This window comes from uncultured Cellulomonas sp. (assembly GCF_963527515.1).
GTDB lineage: Bacteria > Actinomycetota > Actinomycetes > Actinomycetales > Cellulomonadaceae > Cellulomonas.
Genome location: NZ_CAURTV010000023.1, coordinates 1 through 23,434 on the forward strand (window position 1 = coordinate 1; position 23,434 = coordinate 23,434).

19 protein-coding genes are annotated in these 23,434 nt (G+C 72.2%); 10 read left to right on the forward strand and 9 right to left on the reverse strand.

Going from position 1 to position 23,434, the window contains the following annotated elements; translation table 11 throughout:
* From RYN42_RS08170 to RYN42_RS08180, 3 genes are all read right to left on the reverse strand, one after another.
* On the reverse strand, positions 1 to 1,471 hold a 1,471-nt coding region (locus RYN42_RS08170), incomplete at its 3' end, for a hypothetical protein (RefSeq protein WP_315095269.1).
* A 137-nt stretch (positions 1,472 to 1,608) separates the two neighbouring features.
* On the reverse strand, positions 1,609 to 3,006 hold the full coding sequence (locus tag RYN42_RS08175; RefSeq protein ID WP_315095270.1) for a class II fumarate hydratase: 1,398 nt from the start codon (positions 3,004 to 3,006) through the stop codon (positions 1,609 to 1,611).
* 20 nt (positions 3,007 to 3,026) lie between these two features.
* A complete protein-coding gene (locus tag RYN42_RS08180) occupies positions 3,027 to 3,671 on the reverse strand; it encodes a carbonic anhydrase (protein WP_315095271.1) in 645 nt (214 codons plus the stop codon).
* Positions 3,672 to 3,792: 121 nt separating this feature from the next.
* Between RYN42_RS08180 and RYN42_RS08185 the strand changes: the two genes are divergently transcribed.
* From RYN42_RS08185 to RYN42_RS08200, 4 genes are read left to right on the forward strand one after another with little or no spacing between them, the layout of a single operon-like run.
* Complete coding sequence (locus RYN42_RS08185; protein WP_315095272.1) at positions 3,793 to 5,088, forward strand: extracellular solute-binding protein; 1,296 nt, start codon at positions 3,793 to 3,795, stop codon at positions 5,086 to 5,088.
* Positions 5,085 to 6,077 carry a sugar ABC transporter permease gene (locus RYN42_RS08190; protein WP_315095273.1) on the forward strand — a complete coding sequence of 331 codons (993 nt, stop codon included), beginning with the start codon at positions 5,085 to 5,087 and terminating at the stop codon, positions 6,075 to 6,077. Before RYN42_RS08185 ends, RYN42_RS08190 begins: the two co-directional genes overlap by 4 nt.
* A complete protein-coding gene (locus RYN42_RS08195; RefSeq protein WP_315095274.1) occupies positions 6,077 to 6,925 on the forward strand; it encodes a carbohydrate ABC transporter permease in 849 nt (282 codons plus the stop codon). Before RYN42_RS08190 ends, RYN42_RS08195 begins: the two co-directional genes overlap by 1 nt.
* Before the next feature lie 33 nt (positions 6,926 to 6,958).
* On the forward strand, positions 6,959 to 8,215 hold the full coding sequence (locus RYN42_RS08200; protein ID WP_315095275.1) for a sn-glycerol-3-phosphate ABC transporter ATP-binding protein UgpC: 1,257 nt from the start codon (positions 6,959 to 6,961) through the stop codon (positions 8,213 to 8,215).
* Positions 8,216 to 8,247: 32 nt separating this feature from the next.
* On the opposite strand, the gene RYN42_RS08205 is transcribed toward RYN42_RS08200, so the two are convergent.
* From RYN42_RS08205 to xseA, 3 genes are all read right to left on the reverse strand, one after another.
* A complete protein-coding gene (locus RYN42_RS08205; RefSeq protein WP_315095276.1) occupies positions 8,248 to 9,180 on the reverse strand; it encodes a carbohydrate kinase in 933 nt (310 codons plus the stop codon).
* On the reverse strand, positions 9,180 to 9,389 hold the full coding sequence (locus RYN42_RS08210; RefSeq protein WP_315095298.1) for an exodeoxyribonuclease VII small subunit: 210 nt from the start codon (positions 9,387 to 9,389) through the stop codon (positions 9,180 to 9,182). Before RYN42_RS08210 ends, RYN42_RS08205 begins: the two co-directional genes overlap by 1 nt.
* 251 nt (positions 9,390 to 9,640) lie before the next feature.
* Positions 9,641 to 10,897 (reverse strand): exodeoxyribonuclease VII large subunit, encoded by a 1,257-nt coding sequence (xseA, locus tag RYN42_RS08215; RefSeq protein ID WP_315095277.1) that lies wholly within the window; start codon positions 10,895 to 10,897, stop codon positions 9,641 to 9,643.
* Between the two features lie 215 nt (positions 10,898 to 11,112).
* On the opposite strand from xseA, the gene RYN42_RS08220 reads away from it, so the two are divergent.
* On the forward strand, positions 11,113 to 12,132 hold the full coding sequence (locus tag RYN42_RS08220) for a 4-hydroxy-3-methylbut-2-enyl diphosphate reductase (protein ID WP_315095299.1): 1,020 nt from the start codon (positions 11,113 to 11,115) through the stop codon (positions 12,130 to 12,132).
* A gap of 56 nt (positions 12,133 to 12,188) precedes the next feature.
* On the opposite strand, the gene RYN42_RS08225 is transcribed toward RYN42_RS08220, so the two are convergent.
* A complete protein-coding gene (locus RYN42_RS08225; protein WP_315095278.1) occupies positions 12,189 to 13,538 on the reverse strand; it encodes a DNA recombination protein RmuC in 1,350 nt (449 codons plus the stop codon).
* 78 nt (positions 13,539 to 13,616) lie between these two features.
* On the opposite strand from RYN42_RS08225, the gene RYN42_RS08230 reads away from it, so the two are divergent.
* From RYN42_RS08230 to RYN42_RS08250, 5 genes are all read left to right on the forward strand, one after another.
* The gene (locus RYN42_RS08230) at positions 13,617 to 14,384 is read left to right on the forward strand and encodes an ABC transporter ATP-binding protein (RefSeq protein WP_315095279.1); all 768 of its coding nucleotides are present in this window, start codon (positions 13,617 to 13,619) and stop codon (positions 14,382 to 14,384) included.
* Positions 14,360 to 15,919 (forward strand): hypothetical protein, encoded by a 1,560-nt coding sequence (locus RYN42_RS08235; RefSeq protein WP_315095280.1) that lies wholly within the window; start codon positions 14,360 to 14,362, stop codon positions 15,917 to 15,919. The genes RYN42_RS08230 and RYN42_RS08235 overlap by 25 nt, the downstream gene beginning before the upstream one ends.
* Before the next feature lie 48 nt (positions 15,920 to 15,967).
* On the forward strand, positions 15,968 to 17,041 hold the full coding sequence (ychF, locus tag RYN42_RS08240; RefSeq protein WP_056095927.1) for a redox-regulated ATPase YchF: 1,074 nt from the start codon (positions 15,968 to 15,970) through the stop codon (positions 17,039 to 17,041).
* Between the two features lie 131 nt (positions 17,042 to 17,172).
* The gene (locus RYN42_RS08245) at positions 17,173 to 17,601 is read left to right on the forward strand and encodes a hypothetical protein (protein WP_315095281.1); all 429 of its coding nucleotides are present in this window, start codon (positions 17,173 to 17,175) and stop codon (positions 17,599 to 17,601) included.
* Positions 17,602 to 17,733: 132 nt separating this feature from the next.
* A complete protein-coding gene (locus RYN42_RS08250) occupies positions 17,734 to 18,678 on the forward strand; it encodes a sugar phosphate isomerase/epimerase (RefSeq protein ID WP_315095282.1) in 945 nt (314 codons plus the stop codon).
* A 26-nt stretch (positions 18,679 to 18,704) separates the two neighbouring features.
* On the opposite strand, the gene RYN42_RS08255 is transcribed toward RYN42_RS08250, so the two are convergent.
* The gene (locus RYN42_RS08255; RefSeq protein ID WP_315095283.1) at positions 18,705 to 19,442 is read right to left on the reverse strand and encodes a hypothetical protein; all 738 of its coding nucleotides are present in this window, start codon (positions 19,440 to 19,442) and stop codon (positions 18,705 to 18,707) included.
* Positions 19,439 to 23,374, reverse strand: coding sequence for a hypothetical protein (locus RYN42_RS08260; RefSeq protein WP_315095284.1), 3,936 nt, complete (start codon positions 23,372 to 23,374; stop codon positions 19,439 to 19,441). Before RYN42_RS08260 ends, RYN42_RS08255 begins: the two co-directional genes overlap by 4 nt.
* Positions 23,375 to 23,434 lie beyond the last annotated feature (60 nt).

Genomic DNA, 23,434 nt, shown 5'->3' on the forward strand with positions numbered 1-23,434 from the left:
GCAGCAGCGCGGGCGCCGCCACGAGCACCGGGTCGAGACGGGCCGAGCCGTCCGCGGCGACGGGCGACCTGTACGCGCGCAGCTGCCACAGCGCCAGCCCGGCCAGCGCGACCAGTGCGAGATCGGCACCGGAGCGGGCCAGACCGCCGCGACGGTCCTGCCGCACGAGCTGCTGCTCGGCGTCCACCACGCTGCCCCGACGCCGCAGCAGCGGACCGAGGAGGACGGCCGCGAGGAGGAACGAGGAGACGACGCACGTGATCCACAGCGACGCCGGGCGGCCCGGGTCGTGGTGCAGACCCGCCCGGGCGAGCGGCCCGACGGAGGTGATCGCCTGGAACAGGAGGCCGGCCAGCCACGGGGAGGCGAGGGTGGTGACCAGCGCGACCGCCGCCGCCTCCAGGGCGGCGAGCCCGAGCAGCTGCCGCCCCGCCGCCCCGCGCGAGGACATGAGCGTCTGCTCCGCCGCCCGACGGTCGGCGAGCAGGCGCGCGGCCAGCTGCAGGACGGTGACGGCGAGCACCACCAGCATCAGCCCGACGATCACCAGGCTGACGCGGGTCACGGCGAGGTTGCCCCGTGCGACGTCGACCGTGGCGGCGAGGTTCGAGCGGAACAGCGCCGCGCTGGCGTCGTCGTCCGTCGTCGAGACCAGCGTGGCCTGCGCGTCGTCGAGGCGTCCGCGCACCGCGTCGACCGCGCCGGGCGGGCTCTGCGAGAGCCGCGGGGAGGCGACGAGGCGGACGGTGGCCACCGACTCGGGGACGCTCAGCGCCTCCGGGGCGACGACGAACGGGCCCCACGCGTCGGTGGTGATGAAGCCGAAGCTGCCCGGCACGGGATAGGACGGGTCGTGCTCGGCGCCCAGCAGCAGGTCCCGTGACCACAGGCTGCGCGGCCCGGACAGCGCGTGGATGCCGACCACGACGACGGTGCTCTCGTCGTACGAGCCGAGGTTGACCACGGGCAGCTCGGTCCCGACGGTCCAGCCGTACCGGTCCGCGGCCACCTTCGGGACGGCCACCTCGACGCGGTCCTGGTCGTCGGTCCCCGTCGCGGGCCAGGCACCCGCGAGGAGCATGGCGTGCTCCGGGACCTGCGGGTTGACCGCCAGGTACGCCATGGGGGCGGTGACGGCCGAGCCCTCCCCCGGGAGGCGGTACATCGGCGACGTGAGCCACTGCGTCCGCGTGGAGGGGACGTCGCCCAGCAGCTCGTCGAGGAACTCGCCGCCCGACGCCACGGCGTTCAGGGGTTCGGTGCGCCCGATCGTGAGGATGACGTCGATGTCCGTCGCGGTCGCCGGGGCCCGGTCGAGCGCGGTGTCGAGCGCCCGGTGCTCGCTGGTGAACAGCAGGAGCGCGAACGTGCCGAGCAGGCTGGACCCCACCAGAGCGACGGCGACGACCGTGGCCAGGAGGGTCCGCTGAGCCGCGGCGCGATGCCGCAGCACCCGCAGGCTCCAGCCCATCCGACCCCCCGTTGACGTCGTCGTCCCGCGCGCCTGTACCGGTCAGGTGCGCGGGGTCCAGCGAGCGTAAACGAGCAGGCCGGGGGTGTGGGAGCGTTTCCGCGGACCGTGACCCAACGGTGACGTGCCGCCGGCGCTCAGGCCTGCGGGGGCCTCGTCATGCTCAGGACGTCGAGCGCGCTGTCCAGCTGCTCCTCGGTGACCTCGCCGCGCTCGACGAAGCCGAGGTCGACGACGGCCGCGCGCACGGTGATCCCGTGCTTCACGGCGTGCTTGGCGATCTTCGCCGCCGCCTCGTACCCGATCACGCGGTTCAGCGGCGTGACGATCGACGGCGACGACTCGGCCAGTGCGCGGGCGCGCTCCACGTTGGCCACCAGGCCGACCACGGTCTTGTCCGCGAGCAGCCGCGACGCGTTGGCCAGCAGCCGGACCGACTCCAGCACGCCGGCGGCGATCACGGGAATCTGCACGTTGAGCTCGAACGACCCGCTCGCACCGGCCCAGGCGACGGTGGCGTCGTTGCCGACGACCCGGGAGGCGACCATGAGCACGGCCTCGGGGATCACGGGGTTGACCTTGCCGGGCATGATCGACGACCCGGGCTGCAGGTCGGGGATCGCGATCTCGCCGAGGCCGGTGTTCGGGCCGGAGCCCATCCAGCGCAGGTCGTTGCAGATCTTGGTGAGGCTCACCGCGATGGTCCGCAGCGCGCCCGACAGCTCGACGAGCCCGTCGCGCGAGCTCTGCGCCTCGAAGTGGTCCCGCGCCTCCGTCAGCGGCAGGCCGGTGTCCTCGCGCAGCAGCTCGATGACGCGCTGCGGGAACCCGGCCGGGGTGTTGATGCCCGTGCCGACCGCGGTTCCGCCCAGGGGGACCTCAGCCGCGCGGGGGAGCGCCGACTCGAGCCGCTCGATGCCGTAGCGGATCGCCGCCGCGTACCCGCCGAACTCCTGACCGAGCGTGACCGGCGTGGCGTCCATGAGGTGCGTGCGGCCGGACTTGACCACCTGCGCCCACTCGACGGCCTTCGCCTCGAGCGCCTCGGCCAGGTGGGCCAGCGCGGGGACCAGGTCGCGGACGACGCCCGCCGTCGCGGCCACGTGCACCGACGTCGGGAACACGTCGTTGGACGACTGCGAGGCGTTCACGTGGTCGTTCGGGTGCACGTCGCGGCCGAGGATCCGACCCGCCAGCGTGGCGAGCACCTCGTTGGTGTTCATGTTCGAGCTGGTGCCCGAGCCGGTCTGGTAGACGTCGATCGGGAAGTCGCCGTCGTGCGCACCGCCGGCGACGGCGTCGGCAGCCTCCACGATGGCGTCGGCGACGTCCTGCTCCAGCACGCCCAGCTCCGCGTTCGCGCGGGCGGCGGCCTTCTTGATGCGGGCGAGCGCCTCGATGTGGCTGCGCTCGAGCCGGCTGCCGGAGATGGGGAAGTTCTCCACGGCGCGCTGCGTCTGTGCGCGGTAGAGGGCGTCGACCGGGACGCGCACCTCGCCCATCGTGTCGTGCTCGATGCGGAACTCAGAAGTCATGCGGCCATCCTGCCGCACGCCTAGACCTCGACGTCGCCCAGCGCCTCGGTGAGGTGCACGGTGCCGTCGGCCAACGTGTACTCGAGCCCGACGATCGCCACCCGCCCCTGCGTGACGGACTCCGCGAGCGACCGGGAGTAGCCCTGCAGCATCTGCACGGTGTGCCGCACGTGCTCGTGACCCAGCACCGCCGGGTCAAGGCTGTCGAGTGCGCCGAGGCCGCCGCCGGCGAGGTTGACGATGCTCGGGATCACCCGGTCGACGATCGCGCGCACGAACCCGCTGGGCAGCTCACCGGTGGTCAGCGCGGTCGTGGCGGCGGCGACCGCACCGCAGCTGTCGTGGCCGAGCACGACCACGAGCGACGCCCCCAGCACGTCCACGCCGTACTCGATCGAGCCGATGACGGTGGTGTCCAGGACGTGGCCGGCGGTCCGCACGACGAAGACGTCTCCGAGCCCCTGGTCGAAGATGATCTCGGCGGCCACCCGGGAGTCGGAACAGCCGAAGATCACGGCGAACGGGTGCTGCGCGACGCTGAGGTCGGAGCGGTGGTCGACGCCCTGAGAGGGGTGCAGCATCTCGCCGCGGACGAACCGCTCGTTCCCCTCGCGCAGCGCGGACAGGGCCTCGGCAGGTGTGGTGGGGCGGGTCACGGGCGCCATCGTCGCAGGTCGTCGCCGCCTCGGCACGGCACGTCCACCGTCCGCTCGGGTGGCGACATTTCACCCACAGGTGTAGCCAAGGGGGTGAGGCGACGACGTCTCGGCTTCCGGAGGTGGTTCCGTGCGACGACGCACCCGAGCACTCGCCCTCGTCCTGGGCGTCGCGGTCGCTGCTCCGCTCGCCGCGTGCGCGAGCTCCGAGTCCGGTCCGCCCGTGCTCACCTGGTACATCAACCCCGACGACGGCGGCCAGGCGGCGATCGCGCAGCAGTGCAGCGACGAGGCGGAGGGACGGTACTCGATCGAGACGTCGGTCCTCCCGCGCGACGCCAGCGCCCAGCGCGAGCAGCTGGCCCGGCGCCTCGCCGCGAAGGACTCCTCGATCGACATCATGAGCCTGGACCCGCCGTTCATCCCCGAGCTCGCGGAGCCGGGGTTCCTGGCGCCGGTGCCCGAGGACGTGGCGGCCGCGGTCACCGAGAACGTCGTGCAGGGCGCGCTCGACGGGGCGACCTGGAAGGACGAGCTGGTCACCGTCCCGTTCTGGGCGAACACCCAGCTGCTCTGGTACCGCAAGTCCGTGGCCGAGGCTGCGGGGCTGGACCCCGCCGCGGCGCCCGTGACCTGGGACCAGATCATGACGGCGGCCAAGGACCAGGACACCTACCTCGCGGTCCAGGGCACCAAGGCCGAGTCGCTGACCGTGTGGATCAACGCGCTCGTCGAGTCCGCGGGCGGTCACGTGCTGGAGAACCCCGAGGCGTCGGCCGACGACGTGCAGCTCGGGCTCGAGTCGCCCGCCGGCCAGGCCGCGGCCGAGATCATCGGCACGATCGGCTCCGAGCGCCTCGGCGGCCCCGGGCTGCCGACGGAGGACGAGGGCGCGTCGCTGTCCATCTTCCAGGGGGACAAGGGCTCGTTCATGGTCAACTGGCCGTTCGTCTGGTCGGCGACCCAGGCCGCCGTCGAGGACGGCACCCTGGAGCAGGCGCTGCTCGACGACATCGGCTGGGCCCTCTACCCCCAGGTCACCGAGGGTGAGCCGTCCGCCCCGCCGTACGGCGGGATCAACCTCGGCGTCGGCGCGTACAGCGAGCACACCGACCTCGCCTTCGAGGCCGCGCAGTGCATCGTCACCCCCGAGCACCAGGCCGAGTACTTCGCGACGAACGGCAACCCGCCGTCCAGCACCGAGGCCTACGACGACCCGGCCGTGACCGAGGCGTTCCCCATGGCCGACGTCATCCGGGAGTCGCTCGAGCTCGCCGCCCCGCGGCCGCAGACGCCGTACTACAACGAGGTCTCCACCGGTCTGCAGGAGACCTGGCACCCGCCGAGCTCGGTCAGCCCCGACGGCACCCCGGCCGAGGCGACCGACCTCATCACCGCCGTGCTTCGAGGGGAGCAGCTGCTATGAGCACAGCGTCGACGGGGGCCGGTGCGGTCAAGACGCAGGTGCCCAAGGGCGCGAAGCCCGACCTGCGCGACGACGCCGCGAAGGCCGGGCGCAGCGACCGCGCGAAGGCGGAGGCACGCCTCGGCTGGCTGCTGGCCGGTCCCGCGTTCGTCGTCATGCTGGCGGTGACGCTCTACCCGATCCTGCAGGCCCTGTACGACTCGCTGTTCCACTTCCGCCTCACCGCCCCGGACGACAAGCGCTTCGCCGGTCTGAACAACTACGTGGTGGTCCTGAGCGACGGCGTGTTCTGGCGGGCGCTGGGCGTCACGCTGGTGATCACGGTGATCACCGTGCTGGTCGAGCTGGTCCTCGGGTTCGCGCTCGCCCTCGTGATGCACCGCGCGGTCAAGCAGCTGCGCGGGCTGCTCCGCACGGCGATCCTTGTGCCCTACGGGATCATCACCGTGGTCTCGGCGTTCGCGTGGTTCTACGCGTTCGACATCAGCTCCGGCTACGTCAACCACTGGTTCGACTGGGTGCCCGGCATCAGCCCGGACCTCAACTGGTTCGCGCAGCAGGGCACCAGCCTCTTCGTCATCATGGCCTCCGAGATCTGGAAGACCACCCCGTTCATCTCGCTGCTCCTGCTGGCCGGCCTCTCGCAGGTGCCCACCGAGCTGGAGGAGGCCGCCGAGGTGGACGGTGCCACCTGGCGGCAGCGCCTCACGCGGGTGCTCATCCCGAACATGAAGGCCGCGATCATGGTCGCCGTCCTGTTCCGCGCGCTGGACGCGTTCCGGATCTTCGACAACGTCTTCATCATGACCAACGGCGCCAACGGCACCGAGGTGCTCTCCCTGCTGGCCTACCGGACGTCGATCGGGCGCCTGGAGATCGGGCTCGGCTCAGCCATCTCCGTGCTCCTGTTCCTGTGCGTGATCGGCATCTGCTGGGCGGCCATCAAGCTGTTCAAGGTCGATCTGGCCGGCGCGAGGGGGGAGGGCTGATGAAGGTGCTCTCGACCAGGGCCAAGTGGGGCTGGGCGGTCATCACGATCGTCGTCCTGCTGTACGCGCTGTTCCCGGTGGTCTCCATCTTCGCGACCAGCTTCAAGCTGCCGAGCCAGCTCAACCTCGGCCTGTTCTGGCCCAAGACGTGGACCACCGAGAACTACCAGCAGATCTTGGCCCCCGACGGTGCCGCGCAGGAGCTGTTCCTGTCCGCCCTGCGCAACTCCGTCGGCATCTCGCTCATCGCGACGTTCATCGCGGTCGTCCTCGCCACGCTCGCCGCCTACGCCATCGCCCGCCTCGACTTCCCCGGCAAGCGGCTCGTGCTCACCACCGCGCTGGGCGTGTCGATCTTCCCGGTCATCTCGATCGTCACGCCGCTGTTCAACCTGTGGCGCAACATCGGCCTGTACGACACCTGGCTCGGGCTGATCATCCCGTACCTGTCGCTCACCCTGCCGATCTCCATCTGGACCCTGGCGGCGTTCTTCCGGCAGATCCCCTGGGAGCTCGAGCAGGCCGCGCAGGTGGACGGGGCGACCACGTGGCAGGCGTTCCGCAAGGCGATCGTGCCGCTGGCCGCACCGGGCGTGTTCACCACCGCGCTGATCGCGTTCTTCATCGCGTGGAACGACTTCGTCTACGGCATCTCGCTCACGTCGACCAGCGCCGCGCGTCCCGTGCCCGCCGCGCTCGCGTTCTTCACGGGCGCCTCCCAGTTCGAGGAGCCGACGGGGGCGATCTCGGCTGCGGCCGTCGTCGTGACCGTGCCCGTCGTCATCCTCGTGCTCCTGTTCCAACGCCAGATCGTGTCCGGCCTGACCCAGGGCGCCGTCAAGGGCTGACGCCCGCACAGCCCGTCCCACGAAGGAGAACCGATGGCCGCCATCACCCTCAAGGACATCGTCAAGCAGTACGGCGACGGCTACCTCGCCGTGAAGGGCGTCAGCCTGGACATCGCCGACGGCGAGTTCGTCATCCTGGTCGGTCCGTCCGGCTGCGGGAAGTCGACCCTGCTGCGCATGATCGTCGGGCTCGAGGACATCACGTCCGGGGACCTGGAGATCGGCGGCAAGCGGGTCAACGAGAAGGCCCCGCGCGACCGCCACCTCGCCATGGTGTTCCAGAACTACGCCCTGTACCCGCACCTGACGGTGTTCGAGAACATCGCCTTCCCGCTCCGGCTGCAGAAGGGCGCGTTCACCGAGGCGCAGATCCAGGAGAAGGTGACGTTCGCCGCCAAGACCCTCGAGCTGCAGGACCACCTGGACCGCAAGCCCGCCAACCTGTCCGGCGGGCAGCGCCAGCGCGTCGCCATGGGCCGCGCGATCGTGCGGGAGGCGGACGCGTTCCTCTTCGACGAGCCGCTGTCCAACCTCGACGCCAAGCTGCGCGGCCAGATGCGTACCGAGATCGCCCGGATGCAGCGGCGGCTCGGCACCACCACCGTCTACGTCACGCACGACCAGACGGAGGCCATGACCCTGGGCGACCGCGTCGCCGTCCTGCGCAAGGGGGAGCTCCAGCAGGTGGCCAGCCCGCGCGGCCTCTACGAGCAGCCGAAGAACCTGTTCGTCGCCGGCTTCATCGGCTCCCCGCCCATGAACTTTCTCCCGGGCGAGGTGACCGGGCAGTCGCTGCGCCTGCCGTTCGCCGACGTCCCGATGACCGCCGAGCTGGCTGCCAAGCTGGGCCAGCGCAAGCTCGTCATCGTCGGCATCCGGCCGGAGCACTTCGAGGACGCCAGCCTGCTCGAGGAGGGCAAGCGCGATGCCGGCGTCACCTTCGACTCCGACGTCGACGTCACCGAGTGGCTGGGCTCCGAGCTCTACGCGTACATCCCGTTCGACACCAACCCGGACGTCGCGCAGACGCTGGAGGAGCTCGACCGCGACCTCGACGGCGAGGGACTGCGCACGCAGCTCATCGTCGCCCTCAGCTCGGAGACGAAAGTGCGCGACGGCGACAAGGCGACCCTGTGGTTCGACGCCGACCGGCTCATGGTGTTCGACCCCGAGACCGGCGAGAACCTCACCTGGGACGCCGACGCCGCGACGTCGATCGACCGGGAGAACGAGGCCGACCGCAAGGCGTCCCTGGAGCGGGCGCAGGCGCGGGAGAAGGCGACGGCGTAGGGCTGGGTCGGCCGAGCGCTGGTCAGCCGAGCTCAGCCGAGCTCGGCGAGCCGCGGCGGGTTGGCGCCTGCCCGGGACACGGTGATCGCCGCGATCCGCGCGCACCGCTCCAGCACCGCCTGCACGGTGGCGGCGTCGACGTCGGCGAGCGCCTGACGACGTCCCGCCCCCAGCAGCCCCGCCGACCAGAGCCCGTCGATCAGGCCGCCCATGAACGAGTCACCGGCGCCGACCGTGTCCGCGACCTGCACCTTCGGAGCCTCGACCGAGATCCGCGCCCCGGCCGACGTGCTGGCGAACGCCCCCTCGCCCCCGTGCGTCACGACGACGAGCGACGGCCCGGACCGGCTCCACTCCTCGGCGATCTCCGCGGGGGCGACGCCGGGGTGCAGCCAGGCGAGGTCCTCGTCGCTGACCTTGACCACGTCGGCGAGCCGGACGAGCGCGTCGACCACCGGCAGGGCGTGCGCGGGGGAGCCCATGAGCACCGGCCGCAGGTTGGGGTCGTACGTGATGGTCGACGTCGCACTGCGGCGGGCCACGAGCGCCGCGACCGCGGTCCCGCCCGGCTGCAGCACGGTCGCGATCGACCCGGTGTGGACGACGACGGGGTCCCCGGGCTCCTCGTCCCACGTCTCGGGCAGGTCCCACTCGAGGTCGAACTCGTAGGAGGCGGTGCCGGCGTCGTCGAGGTGGGCGGTCGCCACGGGCGTGCGCAGCGCGGAGCGGTTGCCCTCCAGCACGTTCACGTCCGACCCGCGCAGGTGCCGACGCACCAGGTCACCGTCGGTGTCGTGGCCCAGCCAGGTCAGCAGGTCCACGCGTCGACCGAGCCGACCGAGGCCGAGCGCCACGTTGGCCGGGCTGCCCCCGGGGTGCTGTGCGCGGCTGCCGTCGGTGCGCTGCACCACGTCGATCAGCGCCTCGCCGACCACCAGCGCCCGGTCCGCCGCGGTGCCGGCCATCAGGACTCCTCCTGCGCGCTCACGGCGGTGTCGCGCACGGCGCTCAGCCGCTCGCGCGCCCCGTCCAGCCACTCCTGGCACCGCTTGGCGAGCGCCTCGCCGCGCTCCCACAGGGAGAGCGACTCCTCGAGGGTGGCGGCGCCGGCCTCCAGCCGGGCGACGACCGCAACCAGCTCGTCGCGCGCCTCCTCGTAGCCGAGGACGGCCACGTCGGCGTTCGGGTCCGACGGTGGGGACTGGGACGGTGCGGACTGGGACGGTGGGGACTGGGACGGCTTCGGCACGGGGACAGTCAACCAGGACTCGCCCACACCGTCGGGCAGCGGGGACAGGGACGCCGGCCGGCTCGTGGTCGCCGGGACGTGCACGTCCGACGAGGCCGCCGCCGAGACGCCGGCCGGCTCGTGGTCGCCGGGACGTGCACGACCGATGAGGCCGCTGCCGAGGCGCCGCCTCGAGGTCAGCCGCCGGTGACCGTCGCGGCCAGCTCACCCCGGGCGACCCGGATGCGCAGAGCGTCGCCGTCGCCCACCTCCGCGGGGTCCCGCAGCACGTCCCCGTCCGCCCGCTGCACCACCGCGTAGCCGCGGTCGAGGGTGGCAGCCGGTGACAGCGCGCGCACCTGCGCGGTGAGCCCCGCCACCTCGGCACGCCCGTGCACCAGGGCGGTGTGCAGCGAGCGCCGGGCGCCGTCCCGCAAGGCGGCCACGCGCTGCTCGTGCAGGTCGACGAGCGTGGTCGGGCTGGCGAGCACGGGTCGGCTGCGCACCTGGTCGAGCCCGGTCTGCTCGCGGGTCAGCCGCATGGTGAGCGCGGCGCGGGCGCGGAGCCGGGCCTGCGACACGCGGGCGCGCTCCTCGCTCACGTCGGGCACGATCCGCTTGGCGGCGTCGGTCGGGGTCGACGCGCGGAAGTCGGCGACGAGGTCCAGCAGCGGCGTGTCCAGGTGGTGCCCGATCGCGCTGACCAACGGGGTCCGGCACGCCGCCGCGACGCGGACCAGCGCCTCGTTGCTGAACGGCAGCAGGTCCTCGAACGAGCCGCCGCCGCGTGCGACCACGATGACGTCGACGCGCGGGTCCCGGTCGAGCTCCGCGATGGCCGCGCTGACCTCGGGGACCGCCCGGGGTCCCTGCACGGTCACGCGGCGGATCTCGAACTGCACCGCCGACCAGCGCGCACGGGCGTTGGAGACCACGTCGTGCTCGGCGTCGCCCTGCTGCGCCACGATCAGGCCGACCACCGCGGGCAGGAACGGCAGCGCACGCTTGCGGGACGGCTCGAACAGCCCCTCAGCGCCGAGAATGCCCTTGAGGTGCTCGATCCGGGCGAGCAGCTCGCCCAGGCCGACCAGCCGGACGTCGTCCGCCGCGAACGTCAGCGTCCCCTTCTTGGCATGGAACTGCGGACGCGCGTGCACGACGAGGTGCGCACCGTCGGCCAGCTTGTCCGCAAGCTTGTCGATGGCGAACGCCGGAGCTGTGACCGACAGGGACATGTCGAGGTCGGTGTCCCGGAGCGTGAGGAAGTAGAGGGTGTTCCACTTCTTGAGGTTGAGCACCTGCCCCTCGACCCAGACCGGCGGCATCTTCGCGATGTAGTCCGCGATCTTCGGCGCGAGGTGCCGGACCGGCCACGGGCGGTCGGGAGTGGTGTCCGCCGCGCGCAGCGGGGGAGGGCCGGCCGTCGCCGGGGTGCTCAGGGGGCCGGTGCTCACACGCCCAGCCTGCCTCATCCCGCCCACAGCCCCGGTCAGGCGGGAGCGACGACGACGAGCGTGTGAGGGCGCCGTGCGGGTCGGGTGCAGGTCACACCCGCAGGGCGCCTCCCGGCAGGGGCCCCGGCGACCCGCCGATCTAGACTCGGACGGTGACCTCTCCGACCGTCTCCGCCACCGGCACGCCCAAGGGCACCGCCGACGGCACGCTCAGCATCGCGACCCCCGCCCGCAAGCGGGTCCTGCTCGCCGCTCCGCGGGGGTACTGCGCCGGGGTGGACCGCGCGGTGATCGCCGTCGAGAAGGCCCTCGAGCACTACGGCGCCCCGGTGTACGTGCGCAAGGAGATCGTGCACAACAAGTACGTCGTCGAGACGCTCGCCGCCCGCGGCGCGGTGTTCGTGAACGAGACCGACGAGGTCCCGGAGGGCGCCCGCGTCGTGTTCTCCGCGCACGGTGTGTCCCCGGCCGTCCACGCGCAGGCGGCGGCGCGGAACCTGCAGACGATCGACGCCACCTGCCCCCTGGTCACCAAGGTGCACAAGGAGGCCGTGCGGTTCGCGTCCGAGGACTACGACATCCTGCTCATCGGGCACGACGGCCACGAGGAGGTCGAGGGCACGTACGGCGAGGCCCCCGACCACATCCAGGTGGTGAACTCCCCGGACGCGGTCGCCGACCTGGTGGTCCGCGATCCCGAGCGGCTCATCTGGATCTCGCAGACCACGCTCTCCGTCGACGAGACCATGGACACGGTCCGCCGCCTGCGCGAGCGGTTCCCGAACCTGCAGGACCCGCCCAGCGACGACATCTGCTACGCCACCCAGAACCGGCAGGTCGCGGTCAAGAAGCTGGCGCCGGAGTGCGACCTGGTCATCACGGTCGGCTCCGCGAACTCGTCGAACTCGGTACGGCTGGTCGAGGTGGCCCTCGACGCCGGTGCACGCACCTCGTACCGCGTGGACAAGGCCTCCGAGATCGACCTGGCGTGGCTCGACGGGGTGACGACCGTGGGGGTGACCTCCGGTGCCTCGGTCCCCGAGATCCTGGTGCGCGACGTCCTCGAGCTGCTCGCCCAGCACGGCTTCGGCGACGTCGAGGAGGTCCGCACCGCGACCGAGGACCTCATGTTCTCGCTGCCCCGTGAGCTCCGCGCCGACCTCAAGGCGGCCGGCAAGGCCGAGGCCACCCCGCGCCGCGAGGGCCGTCGCTCCCTGGACGTCCAGCCCGCCTGACGCGACACCGCCCGGCCGAGGACGACCCCGCCCACTCGCCCTGGCGACCCGGCGGGTCAGGCGGTCGACGCGTCCGGCTCGTCCGTGACGATCCGCTCGTCACGCAGGCCGCGCTCGTCGCGGTCGGCGCGGCCGTCGAACATGACGATCAGCTCCTCCGCGGACGCCACCAGCTCCGGCGCGCTCACGGCCGACAGCTGCGGGTTCACCGGGTCCGGCATCGGCAGGTCGGCGTCGACCACGTGCAGGTCGGCGAACCGCCGGGCGCTGACCAGCACGCGCGTCTCCAGGGAGGACACGGTCTGGTTGTACGCGCCGGCCGCGGAGTCGATGGCCCGGCCGAGCCTGGCCAGGTGCGCGCCCATGGTCGCCAGCCGCCCGTGCAGCTCCTTGCCCAGCGAGAGGACGGCCTGCGCGTTGCTGGCCAGCGCATCCTGGCGCCAGGCGTAGGAGACGGTCCGCAGCAGCGCGAGCAGGGTGGTCGGCGTGGCGATGACGACGTTGCGCTCGAACGCGTACTCGATGAGGGAGGGGTCCTGCTCGGCCGCCGCCTGCAGGAAGGACTCGGCGGGCACGAACATGACGACGAACTCCGGCGCGGGCGCGAACTGGTCCCAGTAGCGCTTGGCGGACAGGTCGTCGACGTGCGCGCGGACGTGCCGGGCGTGCGCGGCCAGGCGGTCGGCCCGTACGCGCTCGTCGGTCGCCTGCGCGGCGTCGAGGAAGCCGAGGAACGCCACCTTGGCGTCGACCACGACGTTCTTGCCGCCGGCGAGCTTGACGACCATGTCCGGGCGCAGCAGGCCGTCGTCGGTGCGCACCTGGTCCTGCTCGACGAAGTCGACGTGCGGGAGCATCCCCGCGGCCTCGACGACGCGCTTGAGCTGCAGCTCGCCCCACTTCCCACGCACCTGGGACGACCGCAGCGCCGTGACCAGCTGCGCGGTCTCCCCCCGCAGGTGCTCGGACGCCTGGTGCATCGCGCGCACCTGCTCGCCGAGCGCCGCGTGACCCGCCGCCCGCGCCTGCTCGGCGGTCGACAGCTCGGCGCGCACCTGGTCGAGCGTGCGGGACAGCGGCTCCACCATGGCGCGGACGGCCTGCTCGCGCTGCGCCAGCTCCCCGACCTGCGTCTGGTGGTCGGCGGCGAACCGCTGGTGCGCGAGCGCGAGGAACTGGTCGGTGCTCGTCGCCAGGGCGTCGGCGGCCAGGGAGCGGAACTGGTCCGCCAACCGGTCGGAGTCCGCGAGCCGCGCCTGCCCGCCCTGCCGCTCGGCGTCGAGCATCGCGACCGCCCGGGCCGCCGCGACATCGGCGGAGCGGACGCGGGAGGCCGCGAGCAGCCAGCCGACGAGCGCCCCGACGAGGGCACCGATCCCGAGCCCCAGCAGCAGTCCTGTGTCCATGCGTGCAGGGTGCCAGCAGGCACCGACATCCGCCCCGAGATGGAGGTCGGAGCCGGGTGAGGGCTTTACGGTGGTCCGATGTCGAACCCACCTGCCCTCGAGCTGCGCGGACTGTGGCGCAAGTTCGGAGACAAGATCGCCGTCGCCGGGATCGACCTCGTCGTGCCGGCCGGCTCCTTCTACGGTCTCGTCGGCCCCAACGGCGCAGGCAAGACGACCACGCTGTCGATGGCCACCGGCCTGCTGCAGCCGGACTTCGGCACGGTGCTGGTGCACGGGCACGACCTGTGGGCGTCCCCCGTCGACGTCAAGGGCATGCTCGGGGTCCTTCCTGACGGCGTCCGGCTCTTCGACCGCCTGACCGGCGAGCAGCTCATCACCTACGCCGGCCTCCTCCAGGGCCTGGACCGCGACACCGTCGCCGCGCGCGCCACCGACCTGCTCGCCGCCCTCGACCTGAGCGCGGACGCCACCAAGCTGGTCGTGGAGTACTCGGCGGGCATGACGAAGAAGGTGGCGCTGGCCTGCGCGCTGGTGCACGCGCCCCGGCTGCTCGTCCTGGACGAGCCGTTCGAGGCCGTCGACCCGGTGTCCGCGGCCAACATCCGGGACATCCTCGCGTCCTACGTCCGCTCCGGCGGCACCGTGATCGTGTCGTCGCACGTCATGGACCTGGTCCAGCGCATGTGCGACCACGTGGCCGTGATCGCGGCCGGGCACGTGCTGGCGGCGGGGACCGTCGACGAGGTGCGAGGCGACGGCAGCCTCGAGGACCGGTTCGTGGACCTGGTCGGTGGCCGCGTGAGCGGGGAGGGGCTGGCGTGGTTGCGCACCTCGTCCACCTGAAGCTGACCCTGCTGCGCAACTCGCTGCGGCGCAGCCCGTGGCAGGTGATCGGGCTGGTCATCGGCGCCCTCTACGCCCTCGGCGCCCTGGCCGTCGTCGTCGGGTCCATGGCGGTGCTCAGCGTGCAGGAGCCGGACATCCGCGGCCTCGTCGCCGTCCTCGTCGGATCGGTGCTGGTGCTGGGCTGGTGGGTGGTGCCGCTCGTCGCGTTCGGCCTGGACTCGACCATCGACCCGGCGCGGTTCGTCACGTTCGCCATCCCTCGGCGCAGCCTGCTGACCGGGCTGGCGATCGCGGGCGTCATCGGCCTGCCCGGCGTGGTCACGGTCGGCAGCGTGCTCGCGCTGGCCGGGGTGTGGTGGCGGACGCCGGCGGCCCTCGTCGTCGGAGTCGTCTGCGCGGTGCTGGCCCTGGCGACGTGCATCATCGGCGCGCGGGCGACCACGTCGGCCGCCTCCTCGGTCCTGTCGGGCCGGCGCTTCCGCGAGGTCATGGCGGCGGTGGCGGTCCTCCCGTTCATCGTGATCGGTCCCCTCCTGGGCCGGCTCGCCGACGGTGGCCCGATCACCGCGGAGACGGTCCAGCGGGTGGCGGACGTCCTGTCGTGGACCCCGCTGGGCGCGGTCTGGGCGGTGCCGGGCGACGTCGCCGACGGCCGGTGGGACCTCGCGGCCGCCCGGTTCGCGATCGCTGTGGCGACCCTCGTGCTGGTCACCGTCGTCTGGGACCGGGCGCTCGCGCACGCGCTGGTGAACCCGGCGCACGAGAGGGTCTCCACCCGCGGCCACGGTCTCGGCTGGTTCGGCCGGCTCCCGGCCACCCCGCTCGGTGCGGTGACCGCGCGGTGCCTCACCTACTGGGCGCGCGACCCCCGGTACGCGCTGGCCGTGGCGATCGTCCCGGTGCTCGCCATCGTCCTGTACGTCGTGAACCCGGGCGGCGGCACGGTCCTGCTCATCGGCCCGATCGCGGCCTACCTCATGGGCTGGGGCATCTCCGCCGACGTCGCCTACGACGGCACCGCCTTCTGGACGCACGTCGCGGCGCCCCTGCACGGGGGCGTGGACCGCCTGGGACGGGTCATCGCGGCCGGTGCGATCGCCGTCCCCGCGGTGCTCGTCCTCACCGTCGGGTCGGCGCTGGTCAGCGACCAGGTGCACGTCGTCCCGGCGATGCTCGGGCTGTCGCTCGGGGTGCTGCTCACGTCGCTCGGCGGCTCCAGCGTCCTGTCCGCACTGGTCGTGTACCCCGTGCAGCTGCCGGGGGAGAACCCGTTCCAGACCAAGCAGGGTGCGTCGATGGCATCGGTCGTCTCGCAGCTGGCCGGGTGGCTCGCCGTGATGGCGCTCTGCCTGCCGGAGATCGTGCTCGGGGTCGTGGCGGTCCGCGGGGGGTCGCCGACGCTCGGCTGGGTCACGCTGGTGGTGGGCGTCGTGCTCGGGTCCGTGCTGCTGGCCCTCGGGGTGCGGATCGGCGGCCGCACGCTCGACCGCACCGGACCGGACCTGCTGCGCAGGATCGTGGCGTTCGCCTGAGCTGAGCCTGAGCCTGGGCTGCGGGGCGCCCCCGTAGACTGTCCCCCCGTGGCACTCACCATCGGCATCGTCGGCCTGCCCAACGTCGGCAAGTCCACCCTCTTCAACGCGCTGACCCGTGCGCAGGTCCTCGCGGCCAACTACCCCTTCGCGACGATCGAGCCCAACGTCGGCGTCGTCCCGCTGCCGGACCCGCGGCTGAACACGCTCGCCGAGATCTTCGGCTCCGAGCGGATCCTCCCGGCGACCGTGTCGTTCGTGGACATCGCCGGCATCGTCAAGGGCGCGAGCGAGGGGGAGGGGCTGGGCAACAAGTTCCTGGCCAACATCCGCGAGGCCGACGCCATCTGCCAGGTCACGCGCGTGTTCGCCGACCCGGACGTCGTGCACGTCTCGGGTGACGTGAACCCGAAGGACGACATCGAGATCATCGCCACCGAGCTGATCCTGGCGGACCTGCAGACGCTCGAGAAGGCGATCCCGCGCCTGGAGAAGGACGTTCGCGCCAAGAAGGCGGACGCCGGTCTGCTCGCCGCGGCCCAGGAGGCGTTCGCGATCCTCGAGAAGGGTCAGACCCTCTCGCAGAGCGGCAAGAAGATCGAGCACCTCGACGAGCTGCAGCTCATGACGAGCAAGCCGTTCATCTACGTCTTCAACACCGACGACGCCGGTCTGGCCGACACCGCGATGCAGGACGAGCTGCGCGCGCTGGTCGCTCCCGCCGACGCCATCTTCCTCGACGCCAAGTTCGAGTCCGAGCTGGTCGAGCTGGAGCCGGACGAGGCCCGCGAGATGCTCGCCGACAACGGGCAGGAGGAGGCCGGCCTGGACCAGCTGGCCCGCGTCGGCTTCCACACGCTCGGCCTGCAGTCGTACCTGACGGCCGGCCCCAAGGAGTCCCGTGCCTGGACCATCCACCAGGGCTGGACGGCCCCCCAGGCCGCGGGCGTCATCCACACGGACTTCCAGAAGGGCTTCATCAAGGCCGAGGTCATCTCGTTCGACGACCTCGTCGACGCCGGCTCCGTCGCCGCCGCCCGCGCGGCCGGCAAGGCCCGCATCGAGGGCAAGGACTACGTGATGGCCGACGGCGACGTGGTGGAGTTCCGCTTCAACGTCTGACGCCGTCGGGCAAGGCTGCGCGCCGATCGGGTGAACTTCGGACGGCTGTCCCGGTACGCCGTGCGGGTGACTCCCGCCCGACGCCGCACCGAGCCGGCTCGCCCTGACGTGGGCGCCGTAGGCTCCACGACATGACCCAGGCCGAGGATCTCGCCAGTGTGGAACGCCTGTACGCAACGCTCGACACGAGCGCGCTCCTGGCGCTCCTGCCGTTGATCGACACGCTCTCGGAGCGGGTACGACAGGAGATCGAGCGCATCGGCGGGCCCGTGACGTCCACCTCGGAGGCGCAGCAGCACGCCGCCCTGTTCGAGTCCGTCACGGCGGGCCTCGCGGGCCTCGCGAACCAGTGGCCGGGCAGTGACGCCTTCCAGGAGATGCAGGCGCAGGTGGACGCCGACAAGGTCAAGCTCCAGGCCCGAGCCGAGTCGGCCCGCGCGTTCGAGGCCGAGGCCCTGGACAGGACGTTCGTCTACTCGATCAACCTGCACCAGCGCCGGCAGCTCGCCATCTTCGAGCTCGAGCGGCGCGGCGTCCTGCCGGTGTGGTTCAGCGCGTAGGTCGGTCCCGCGACAGGGGCTCTGTGCCTTCCCTCTCGGCGTGACTGCCGGTTACGGTGCTCAGAGATCGAACGCGATACGGGCAACGAGGGCCGGTCGGGCGTTCGGTCGTGGCGCCCTGGGGAGGCACCGATGGGAACCGTGACTCGCACCTGGACCCGGACCCTGCGCGGCGTCATCGCCGCGATGGTGGTCGTGCTCTGCCTCGCGGTCGCAGGTGTCGGCACCGCGTCCGCGGCGCCCCCGGACCGCGCCGGCCGGGGAGTGCCGACGAGCAAGATCTCGATCCAGCTCTGGACGTTCGCCGAGTACATCGGCTTCGGCACCGACGCCGCCACGATCGCGAGGACGGAGGAGGTGCTGAGCCGCCTCCGCGAGATGGGCTACCGGAACGTCGAGCCGTTCACGCTGAGCGGCCTGACGGCGGAGCAGTACCGCGCGCTCCTCGACGAGCACGGGCTCAGGGCCTCCGCGCGGCACGTCGACGTCGGGACGCCGGAGAACCCGGCCGACATCGACCAGATCCTGGCGGACAACAAGACCCTGGGGATCAGGTACTTCGGTTCCGGGTCGACGCCCATCTTCCCGCTGGCCTACACCACCGAGGCGGAGTGGATCGCGTACGCCGAGTACCTCGACGAGCTCGGCGCTCAAGCCCGCCGGCACGGGCAGAAGCTGATGGTGCACAACCACGACATCGAGCTCGAGGTGACGTTCGGCGAACGGACCGTGCTCGACCTCCTCATGGCGTACACGGACCGGCGGAACGTCGTGTTCCAGCTGGACCTCTACTGGGCGACGAACGGCGGCGGGATCACCGCTCCGCTCGACGTGATCGAGCGGTACGGCGACCGGGTCAGGCTGTTCCACGTGAAGGACATGGCGGTCGGGCCGTTCCCCGGTCGGATCGAGATCGTCGGCGACGGGATCATCGACTTCCCCTCGATCTTCCGCGCCGCGGGGGGCAGCACGAAGTACTACGTCGTCGAGCACGACCCGCGGTTCGGCGACCCGACGTTCGACCCCTTCGAGGCGGCCCAGGAGGGCTTCGACTACCTCGCCTGCGTGACCTTCTGACGGACCCGCCGCGCGTCCGTCCGGGGTCACCCCTCTGCTCCGGCGTCGTCCTGCGCGACCCAGCCCTGCTCCGCCATGCGCCCCAGTCCCGCCTCGACGGCGGCCCGTTCGGGACGTCCCGGCTGCGACCACGGCGCCCAGGACAGCCAGAGGTCGGCGACGAGGGCGTTCCCCTCGTTGGTGACCCTGACGCGGACCGGCGGGGACACCGTGAGGCCCGGGAGCGGGAAGCCGACCCAAGCGCCGCCCGTGGCCGGCTCACACGGACGTGTCAGCACCAGGTCGTGCAGGTGCAGCTCGCACGAGCGAGGCGAGGGCTGGGCCAGCAGCAGGGCGCGCTGGTCCTCGCACACCAACGTCCCCAGCGTCAGCACCATCCCGGGCAACGGCGGAGGCTGGTCGACGGCGTGGACGAACCATGCCCTGAGGTCGTCGTCGGAGAGGCGCGGCGACGTGCTCCGCTCGACGGGCCGACCGGGTGGGGGTGCAGGACGCACGTCGTCGGGCGGGTGCTCCACCGCACGGTGCCACAGGGGCTTCACCGGCAGCTCCGAGCGGGCGAGGTCCGCCTCGCTGGCCGGACGCGCGGCCAGCCAGAGGTCGAACGCCAGCGGATCGATGACGGCCGTCAGCGCGGCGAGCGGCTCGAGTGCGGTGTCGAACACCGCGGACGGCGCGACGTCGTCGAGCGCCCGCCGCAGCGTGAACGTCGCCGCCAACGGCTCGTACCTCAGCGGCACGCCGGCCGGCCCAGGCACGGTCACTGCACCCGCACCCAGATCGGCGCTCTACCCGTCCCGGTGTTCACGAACCGCCACAGCAGCGTGCCCTCCTGCGTGACGATGTTCACCGCGTGCAGGAGGTCCACACCCTTGCCCACCTTTCCGGCTATCAGGTTGTCCAGGATCTCCTGGGGAAGGTCCTCCTTGCTCCCGACCGCCCGCAGCGGATCCCCCTTCAAGATCTCCGACGTGCCGTCCTCGTTCATACGGCGGACCCCGTCCTTGGACGGAAGCGGGATGTCCTTGGTCCCGGTGAACCATCGGATGCTGACCGACGACTCCCGCTCGCGTCCCCTCGGGAGGTCCCCCGGCCCCCCGGAGCGTGGTGGCACCTTGCTGGCGCCGTGCTGGATGCCCTTGTACAGCGGGCCGGCTGAGGTGGGGACGCCGTTGTACTCGGCGACCTCCACCTCGCGCCGTACCGGCGATTCCCCCGCAGTCGGCACCTTCGCCTCGACCCGGATGTCGAACGTCTTGGCGCGCGACTTTCCCGGGGTGAAGCGCACGACCAGGTTCGGGTCACCGCGCACCTGCTGTGACAACCGCCAGATCTCCGCCAGCTCGACCCCCTTGTCGATCGCCTGCTTCTTGTTCTCCGCAGGGTTCGTGCCGGCCACCCTGCTGACGGTCTCGGCGACCCAGTCCTTGAAGCCTTCGATGTTGCCGCCGGCCGCCTCGTGCTGGGCCACCTTCTCCAGCATGACGATGAGGTCGGGTCGGCCGGCCGCGTTCAGTGCCCCGTCGATGACCCGGAGGTTCGCCGCCTGGTCAGCGAAGTGCGTGGCCGTCGCCGGGTCGAGGGCGGCCACGAACCCGCGGCTCGGGTCGTAGGAGTCGACGAGCTGCTGGTGCTCGACCAGCTGGGCCTGGATCGACGCGAGCTCGCGCTGGAGCGTGTCGCGCTCCTTGGCGGCGATCGTCTCGTCGCCTCCGAAGCGCTCCACCCGGGCGTCCATCTCGCGCAGCATCGTGTGCAGCGACGCCTCGATCGCCGTGAGCTTGACGACCTCGAGCCGTCGTTCGAACCCCTTGGTGCCGTACCCGGGCGTGAGCCGGAACAGTGATCCGATGCGGTCCAGCATGCGCCGGACCATCCCCATCGGGCCCTGGTACTGGCCGAGGATCCGAGCCACCTCGGCGTGCGCCTTGACGTGCCGGAAACCGGCCTCCGGACCGACCTCGATCCGCAGCGCGCCGTCCTTGTAGCGCACCAGCACCGAGCTGCCGATGTCGGGGTTGTCGACGATCTCCGCCGTGCCGGCCAGGTCGCCGAGAGCCGGCTCCAGGCCGGCCCGGCGACTGCTCTCCATCGGTCGGACGTTCTTGCCCGTCAGGACGCCCTCCGCGGCGCCCCGGGGTGTCGGTCGGTCGGGTGCCGACGGCTGCTTCTCGGTCGTCGCCGGGTTCTCGGCGGTGGGTCCCGCCTTCGGCTTCGCCGTCGGTGCCGGCGCGAACTGGAGGGTGTGGTCCCGCAGCGCGCCCAGCAGGATCTCCGCGCGCCTGCGCCGCGCCTGCGCGTGGGACATGGCGCCGGACAGCTCGGCTCGGGTGAGCTCGAGCAGAGACTGGAGCGCGATGGTCTGACCGAACGCGAACCCGCCCCAGTTCGCGATGGCGTTGGCCTTCTGGGCCAGGTCGGAGACGTTGTGCGCCGTCCGCATGGCGCCGAGGATCGCCGCCTCGTCGGCCGTCGACGAGGCCAGGACGAACTTGTCGGCCAGCTTGATGACGCGCATCCTGCCGACCGTCGACACGGCCTGGGCGGCGGCCCCGAAGACCCCGATGATGTCGGTGACGGCGTCGGCGTCCAGGCGCAGGCTGCCGTTCTGCCAGCGGTCGATGAGCCGGTCCGCGGCCACCGCCGCGCCGACGAGCGCCGCGATCTGACCCACACCCGGGATGAACAGGCCGAGGACGGCCAGCACCACGGCCAGGTCCGCCAGCCGCCGCCGCGCCAGGGCCGTCCCGGTGTTGATGTTGTCGTACGTGTGCTCGGTCGCCTCGAACGGGCCTGCCGCCGGGAACCGGATCGCCAGGCTGCCCGGACCGTAGGAGTTCCCGCGTGACATGAGGGCGGCGGCGTTGCGCACCGCCTCGGTCGGCGTGGCGCCTCGTCCGACCCACGACTGGCCGTCGCGGGTGGAGACGTCGGAGAGCCGCCACACCTCTCCGTCCTCGCCCGTCACCCGGCCCAGCTGGAGCAGCAGCGGGTAGGTCTGGCCGTCCAGCTTGCTGACGATGGCCCCCTCGGGCCGCCAGATCGTCCCCTCCAGGCCCGCCGCCCGCTTCTGCGCGTGCTCGAGCTGGTCGCGCAGGGCGTCGAGCTGCTTCTCGATGCCGTTCTTCTGCCAGTCGGGTGCGGCAGCGAGCTCGGTCTCCTTCTCCCTGATCTTCAGGGCGATGACGTCGGTCGCGGTACCCGATGCCGTCAATCGGAGCTCGCGCAGCTCCCGTTCGAGCTTGGCGATGGTCTCCGGGCTCTCCTTCCGGTCCCGCGCGAGGGCCAGCGCGAGCTCCTTCTCCGCCGCGAGGGCGTGCGGCTGCTCGACCGCCGCGCGGGCCAGCTTCGCTACCGGCCGCACCTCGACCAGCTTGACGGCGACGCTCGACGCTCGGACGAGCTTCTCCCGCGGCTTGGGCGCCGCGATGCAGCGCACCATGTAGTACCCCTGCTTGCGGGGCCACGGGATCTCCTGCTCGTGGAAGTCTCCGCCGAAGACGTCGGCGATGGCGCCGAGAGCGACCCCGCCGAACGAGACGATGGTCGACGCCGGCGTCAGGACCAGGCTGTCGATGTTGCCCTGGGCGCGCGTGATGACGTCGCCCGCCGTGCCACCGTGCGCGGCGTCGACGGGATGAGCGAGCTCGCCGACGACGGCTTCCGTCTCGTCCACGATCTGCTCGGCGGTCTGCTCGGCCCGGCGTCCGGCGGGGTCGAGTCGGCCCACCTTGTCGTCGTCCGACACGGGCTTCTGCGCCTGCTGCTGCCGGATCTGCTGGTCCATACCGGCCACGACGAGCGCGGTGACGTCGAAGTACTCCCAGTGGTAGTGGACGAAGTTCATCGCCTCGGCCAGCTGGGCGAGGTGGTCCGAGCCGACGACCGAGGCGTAGTCGAGCCGCATGCGGAAGCTGCTGATGGAGTGGGTGGGCGCGATCTCCGGCCCGATCAGCTCGGCCCGCATCGCCTCGGCGTTGGCGGTCTTCTTCTTGCTCCCCGTGAACTCGCTGTCGGAGGTGGGGACGGGAGGGGCCGTGCCCGTGGTGGTCGCGTCCGGTGGCGCGGTCTGCGGCGTGGCGGTGCTGTCCCCGAGCGGCGGGGCGCTCGGCAGCCCGGCTTCCTGCTCACGCTGGTCCGCCTTCTGGGCGTCCGGATCGCGCCCGGCCAGCTTGCTCAGCCCGGAGATGAACGTCGCGTCGTACGTGATGTGGTACTGCTGGCCGGGCGTGGGCTCCTGGATGAAGACCTGGAAGTCGGACCACAGGCGCTCCACGATCTGCGCCCGCGCGGCGCCCGACAGCGAGCTCCCGTACCGCCAGGCGACCCACTTGCCCCCCACGCGCTGCACGAACGACGCGTGCGTGTCGCCCTGCACCCAGGTCCCGTAGATGAGGTAGTCGTCCTTCGTCGTGAGGGCCGCCGACCCGTCCTCCCGGCGGACGTCCTCCTTCGTGTCCGGGCTGCGCGCGACCACCACGGTGCCGGTGGTCGCCCCACCCGAGGGGAGACCGCCCGCGGCCGACGGCGTCACCAGGCGGGCGACGGCGGCGTTGCCGGCGGACCGCTGCAGGCTCAGCAGGTGGGCGCTGACGGTGGGGGCCGCACGGGCCTGCGCCGCCGCGCCCTTCGCGCCGGCGGCCCGGCTGCGCGTGGACGGCGACGGAGGATCGCGGTCGCGCTCGATCTTGCCCATGGGCCCTCCACCGGGGCGTCGTCGTCGGGGCACAGGCGTGGGCTCCGAACGCTGGCACGG

What these genes read in the sequence shown, in the direction of transcription:
- RYN42_RS08175 (WP_315095270.1), bottom strand. Translation starts at nt 3,006, where the DNA reads ATGACTTCTGAGTTCCGCATCGAGCACGACACGATGGGCGAGGTGCGC.
- RYN42_RS08180 (WP_315095271.1), bottom strand. Translation starts at nt 3,671, where the DNA reads ATGGCGCCCGTGACCCGCCCCACCACACCTGCCGAGGCCCTGTCCGCG.
- RYN42_RS08190 (WP_315095273.1), top strand. Translation starts at nt 5,085, where the DNA reads ATGAGCACAGCGTCGACGGGGGCCGGTGCGGTCAAGACGCAGGTGCCC.
- RYN42_RS08195 (WP_315095274.1), top strand. Translation starts at nt 6,077, where the DNA reads ATGAAGGTGCTCTCGACCAGGGCCAAGTGGGGCTGGGCGGTCATCACG.
- RYN42_RS08200 (WP_315095275.1), top strand. Translation starts at nt 6,959, where the DNA reads ATGGCCGCCATCACCCTCAAGGACATCGTCAAGCAGTACGGCGACGGC.
- RYN42_RS08205 (WP_315095276.1), bottom strand. Translation starts at nt 9,180, where the DNA reads ATGGCCGGCACCGCGGCGGACCGGGCGCTGGTGGTCGGCGAGGCGCTG.
- RYN42_RS08225 (WP_315095278.1), bottom strand. Translation starts at nt 13,538, where the DNA reads ATGGACACAGGACTGCTGCTGGGGCTCGGGATCGGTGCCCTCGTCGGG.
- RYN42_RS08230 (WP_315095279.1), top strand. Translation starts at nt 13,617, where the DNA reads ATGTCGAACCCACCTGCCCTCGAGCTGCGCGGACTGTGGCGCAAGTTC.
- RYN42_RS08245 (WP_315095281.1), top strand. Translation starts at nt 17,173, where the DNA reads ATGACCCAGGCCGAGGATCTCGCCAGTGTGGAACGCCTGTACGCAACG.
- RYN42_RS08250 (WP_315095282.1), top strand. Translation starts at nt 17,734, where the DNA reads ATGGGAACCGTGACTCGCACCTGGACCCGGACCCTGCGCGGCGTCATC.
- RYN42_RS08260 (WP_315095284.1), bottom strand. Translation starts at nt 23,374, where the DNA reads ATGGGCAAGATCGAGCGCGACCGCGATCCTCCGTCGCCGTCCACGCGC.